The sequence below is a fragment of the Pseudomonas sp. R62 genome (assembly GCF_000257605.1).
Classification (GTDB): domain Bacteria; phylum Pseudomonadota; class Gammaproteobacteria; order Pseudomonadales; family Pseudomonadaceae; genus Aquipseudomonas; species Aquipseudomonas atacamensis.
Genome location: NZ_JH635998.1, coordinates 1,872,630 through 1,877,843 on the forward strand (window position 1 = coordinate 1,872,630; position 5,214 = coordinate 1,877,843).

Annotated in this window: 4 protein-coding genes; 3 read left to right on the forward strand and 1 reads right to left on the reverse strand. The window is 60.8% G+C overall.

Features of this window, described 5'->3' with window-relative positions:
- Positions 1-32 precede the first annotated feature (32 nt).
- The gene (gene ompR, locus OQK_RS09580; RefSeq protein WP_016772186.1) at positions 33-773 is read right to left on the reverse strand and encodes an osmolarity response regulator transcription factor OmpR; all 741 of its coding nucleotides are present in this window, start codon (positions 771-773) and stop codon (positions 33-35) included.
- A gap of 358 nt (positions 774-1,131) precedes the next feature.
- On the opposite strand from ompR, the gene OQK_RS09585 reads away from it, so the two are divergent.
- The 3 genes from OQK_RS09585 to gshA all read left to right on the forward strand — a co-directional run.
- A complete protein-coding gene (locus tag OQK_RS09585; protein ID WP_016772187.1) occupies positions 1,132-3,456 on the forward strand; it encodes a Tex family protein in 2,325 nt (774 codons plus the stop codon).
- Positions 3,456-3,839: a PaaI family thioesterase gene (locus tag OQK_RS28865; RefSeq protein ID WP_016772188.1), complete on the forward strand. Its 384-nt coding sequence runs from the start codon at positions 3,456-3,458 to the stop codon at positions 3,837-3,839. Before OQK_RS09585 ends, OQK_RS28865 begins: the two co-directional genes overlap by 1 nt.
- A 269-nt stretch (positions 3,840-4,108) precedes the next feature.
- Positions 4,109-5,214, forward strand: a 1,106-nt coding sequence (gene gshA, locus OQK_RS09590) for a glutamate--cysteine ligase (protein ID WP_016772189.1), incomplete at its 3' end; no start/stop codon positions are given.

Genomic DNA, 5,214 nt, shown 5'->3' on the forward strand with positions numbered 1-5,214 from the left:
AGCCTTGCAGACCCGCTCCTACAAATCACCGATCACTTGGTGGCGGTGCCATCCGGTACGAACACGTAACCCACGCCCCAGACAGTCTGGATGTAGCGCGGTTTCGACGGATCGGGTTCGATCATCCGGCGCAGACGCGAGATCTGCACGTCGATGGAACGCTCCAGCGCATCCCATTCACGGCCACGGGCGAGGTTCATCAGCTTGTCGCGGGTCAGCGGCTGACGCGCGTTCATCACCAGCGCCTTGAGTACCGCGAACTCACCGGTGGTGAGCATGTGCACTTCATCGCCACGCTTGAGCTCGCGGGTCGCCAGCGACAACACGTAATCACCAAAGGTGACGTTTTCGTCTTCACTGCCCGGCGCGCCCGGCACCGGTGCGGCCTGACGGCGCAATACCGCTTTCACCCGCGCCATCAGCTCGTCGGGGTTGAACGGCTTGGCCAGGTAATCGTCGGCGCCCAGTTCAAGGCCCTTGATACGGCTCAGCTCATCGCCCTTGGCGGTGAGCATGATGATCGGAATCTGGTTGTTCGCGCTGCGCAGGCGGCGGCACGCGGTCAGGCCGTCTTCGCCCGGCAGCATCAGGTCGAGAACGACCAGATTGAACACTTCACGCGCCAGCAGACGGTCCATCTGCTCGGTGTTCGGAACGGTACGGGCACGGTAGCCCTTGCTGACGAAGAAACGCTCCAGCAGGCTGCTCAGCCCCGGATCGTCATCAACGATAAGAATTTTTTCGCCTTCAGCCGTTTGTGCAGTGCTGCTCATTGGATGCTCCTTTTAGCTCGGCGCGCATTATGGCGTAGCTGTCGTTATACGCACCGTGTGCATTGTTAGCAGATTTTTCCTTCACTGCCAGAAAACCGGGGTTTATGCCTACAGCCTGCAACGCCCCCGAATGACAGAACGCTGGTTATAATGCGCGGCGTTTTGCGCCAGGCAACGTCTGAATCGTTACCGTAAGTGGCCGGTATTTTTTCCGGCCCTGTGCAGTAACTGTTCGATTTCACGGGTCAATGGGCAGCTTCTTGATCCAGGCAGCGGCAATTTTCCAGCCGCTCAATCAGCCTCCAGGCCATTATCTGCGTGCCTGCGAGCCTGCTTTCATACTATGTCAGGTGGTTTTATGGACAGCATCAACAGCCGCATCGCCGAGGAACTCGGCGTACGCCCACAACAGGTCGAAGCGGCCGTCGCGCTACTCGATGAAGGTTCTACCGTTCCCTTTATCGCCCGTTACCGGAAAGAAGTCACCGGCAGCCTCGATGACACCCAGTTGCGTCATCTGGAAGAGCGCCTGCGCTACCTGCGAGAACTCGACGAACGGCGCATCAGCATCCTCGCCAGCATCGAGGAGCAAGGCAAACTCACCCCTGCCCTTGAGCGCGACATCAAGCTCGCCGACACCAAGACCCGTCTCGAAGACTTGTACCTGCCGTACAAGCAGAAGCGCCGCACCAAGGGCCAGATCGCCCTCGAAGCCGGCCTCGGCGAACTGGCCGACGGTTTGTTCAACGACCCGAACCTGTCGCCGGAAACCGAAGCCGCACGCTTCGTCGATGCCGAAAAGGGCGTGGCCGACATCAAGGCTGCGCTGGAAGGCGCCAAGTACATCCTCATGGAGCGCTTCGCCGAAGACGCCAGCCTGTTGGAAAAGCTGCGTAATTTCCTCAAACAGGAAGCGATCCTCAGTGCCCGCGTCATCGCCGGCAAGGAAGAGGAAGGCGCCAAGTTCCGTGATTATTTCGAACACGACGAGCCGCTGAAAAGCATGCCGTCGCACCGCGCCCTCGCCATTTTCCGTGGCCGCAACGAAGGCATTCTCAGCTCCGCGCTGAAAGTCGGCGATGAGCTGCCCGGCACGATGCATCCGTGCGAAGGCATGATCGGCCAGCAGTTCGGCATCCAGAACCAGAACCGCCCGGCGGACAAATGGCTCGGTGAAGTGGTGCGCTGGACCTGGAAGGTCAAGCTCTACACCCACCTGGAAACCGACCTGCTTGGCGAGTTGCGCGACGGTGCCGAAACCGAAGCGATCAACGTGTTCGCACACAACCTGCACGACCTGCTGCTGGCCGCTCCGGCTGGCCCGCGCGCGACCCTGGGCCTCGACCCGGGCCTGCGTACCGGCTGCAAGGTGGCCGTAGTCGACTCCACCGGCAAGCTGCTCGACCACGCCACGGTTTACCCGCACGTGCCACACAACAAGTGGGATCAGACCATCGCCATCTTGGCCGCGCTGTGCGCCAAGCACTCGGTGGATCTGATCGCCATCGGCAACGGTACTGCCAGCCGTGAGACCGACAAGCTGGCGATCGAACTGATCAAAAAATATCCAGCGATGAAAATGACCAAGGTCATGGTGTCCGAAGCCGGCGCCTCGGTGTACTCGGCCTCGGAACTGGCGGCCAAGGAATTCCCGGACCTCGACGTGTCGATCCGTGGCGCCGTATCGATCGCCCGTCGCTTGCAGGATCCGCTGGCCGAACTGGTGAAAATCGATCCGAAATCCATCGGTGTCGGCCAGTACCAGCACGATGTCTCGCAGCTGAAACTGGCGCGCGGTCTGGATGCCGTGGTCGAGGACTGCGTGAACGCCGTGGGCGTGGATGTGAACACTGCCTCCGTGGCATTGCTGGCGCGGATTTCCGGCCTCAATGCAACGCTGGCGCAGAACATCGTTGCTCACCGTGACGAACACGGCGCGTTCAAGACTCGTGCAGCGCTGAAGAAAGTTGCGCGACTGGGCGAGAAAACCTTCGAACAGGCCGCCGGCTTCTTGCGCGTGATGAACGGCGACAACCCGCTGGATTCGTCGGCGGTTCACCCGGAAGCCTATCCGCTGGTGCAGCGCATTGCCGCTGAAACCGACCGCGACATCCGTTCGCTGATCGGCGATGCCGCGTTCCTCAAGCGTCTGGATCCGAAGAAATTCACCGACGAAACCTTCGGTCTGCCGACCGTCACCGACATCCTGCAAGAACTGGAAAAACCCGGTCGCGACCCACGTCCGGAGTTCAAGACCGCCGAGTTCCAGGAAGGCGTCGAAGACCTCAAGGATCTGCAACTGGGGATGATCCTCGAAGGCGTGGTGACCAACGTGACGGCGTTTGGTGCATTCGTCGACATCGGCGTGCATCAGGATGGTCTGGTGCACATCTCGGCGCTGTCGGAGAAGTTCATCAAGGACCCGCGCGAAGCGGTCAAGGCCGGTGACGTGGTGAAAGTGAAGGTCATGGAAGTCGATATCCCGCGCAAACGCGTCGGCCTGTCGATGCGCATGAGCGACACCCCGGGCGAGAAAATCGATGGCGCCCGTGGCTCGCGCCCGGGCTCGGCACAACGCCAGCCGTCGAACAATGCGCCACGCAAGGAAACCGTCACCGCCGCGCCGGTGAACAATGCGATGGCCTCGCTGTTTGCCAACGCCAAGCAGTTGAAGAAACGCTGATGGACATGCCGGCCGGGCTCGTCGAGAGCGCGTTTTTCAAGCTGTTGGGCTGTCGCCTGCACAGTCTCGAAACCGGGGTGGCGCAAGTCGCCCTGGCGCTTGAGCCCGAACTGCGCAACCGCGGCGGCAAACTGCACGGCGGTGCGCTGTTCAGTCTGGTCGACATCGCCATGGGCCTGGCGTGTTCCAGCAGCCATGGCTTCGATCAGCAGAGTGCGACCATCGAATGCAAGATCAACTACATCCGCGCCGTTTCCGATGGCGAGGTGCTGTGCACGGCGCGGGTGATCCACCCGGGCCGGCGCACGCTGGTGGTCGAAGCCGAGGTGGTGCAGGGCGACAAACTGGTCGCAAAAGCGCAAGGCACCTTCGCTGTCCTGTAGATGTTGCTCATCATTTTGAGTTAATTTCGGCGCAATGAATCCTGTGGAAGCGAGCCTGCTCGCGAAGACGGTGTGTCAGTCGACGATGAAATTGACTGCAAAACCCTCTTCGCGAGCAGGCTCGCTCCCACAGGGATTGTGCAGTTCTTGACTGACCGGCAAATGGCCTGCCGCTACAAACCAGGCGATAACGCCAGTTTCAACTTCACCCTTGTAGACCGTCCTGCCCACCCCCATATTGGGGCGACTGACGCGTGAAGGAATCCAAATTGAGCGAACTTCTCAACCGCCGCCTGGCTCTGCTTGGCGAGCGCGCTAACCTCTCTCTGCTCAAGCAGTGCCTGCACGGTATCGAACGTGAATGCCTGCGCGTGACCAGTGAAGGTCGCCTGGCGCAAACGCCGCACCCCGAAGCCCTGGGTTCCGCGCTGACCAACGAACAGATCACCACCGACTACTCCGAGTCGCTGCTGGAATTCATCACGCCTGCCCTGCCGGATCCTGCCGACACGCTGGCGAGCCTGGACAAGATTCATCGTTTTGCCTACAGCAAACTCGGCAAAGAGTATCTGTGGAGTCCATCGATGCCGTGCCCGTTGCCGGCCGAGGAAGACATCCCGATTGCCTATTACGGCACCTCCAATATCGGTCAGCTCAAATACGTCTATCGCAAGGGCCTGGCCCTGCGTTACGGCAAGACCATGCAGTGCATTGCCGGTATTCACTACAACTTTTCCCTGCCGGAACAACTCTGGCCATTGCTGCGCGAGGCCGAAGGTTTCGTCGGCACCGATCGCGATTTCCAGTCGGTGTCCTACATCGCGCTGATCCGCAACTTCCGTCGCTACAGCTGGCTGCTGATGTACCTGTTCGGTGCCTCGCCGGCGCTGGACGCCGGCTTCCTGCGCGGGCGTTCGCATCAGCTCGAGCAGCTCGACCCGGACACGCTGTATCTGCCGTACGCGACCAGCCTGCGCATGAGCGATCTCGGTTATCAGAGCAACGCCCAGGCCGGCCTGACACCGTGCTACAACGATCTGGCGAGCTACACCGACAGCCTGCGCGAAGCCGTGGCCACGCCGTATGCGCCGTATGTTGAAGTCGGTACGCACAAGGATGGTGAGTGGGTGCAGCTCAACACCAACATCCTGCAGATCGAAAACGAGTACTACTCCAACATCCGCCCGAAACGCGTGACCTACACCGGCGAGCGGCCGATCCAGGCGCTGATGGCGCGCGGCATCCAGTACGTCGAAGTGCGCTGCCTGGACATCAACCCGTTCCTGCCAATGGGCATCGACCTCACCGAATCGCGCTTCATCGACGCCTTCCTGCTGTACTGCGCGCTGACCGACAGCCCGCTGCTGACCAACAC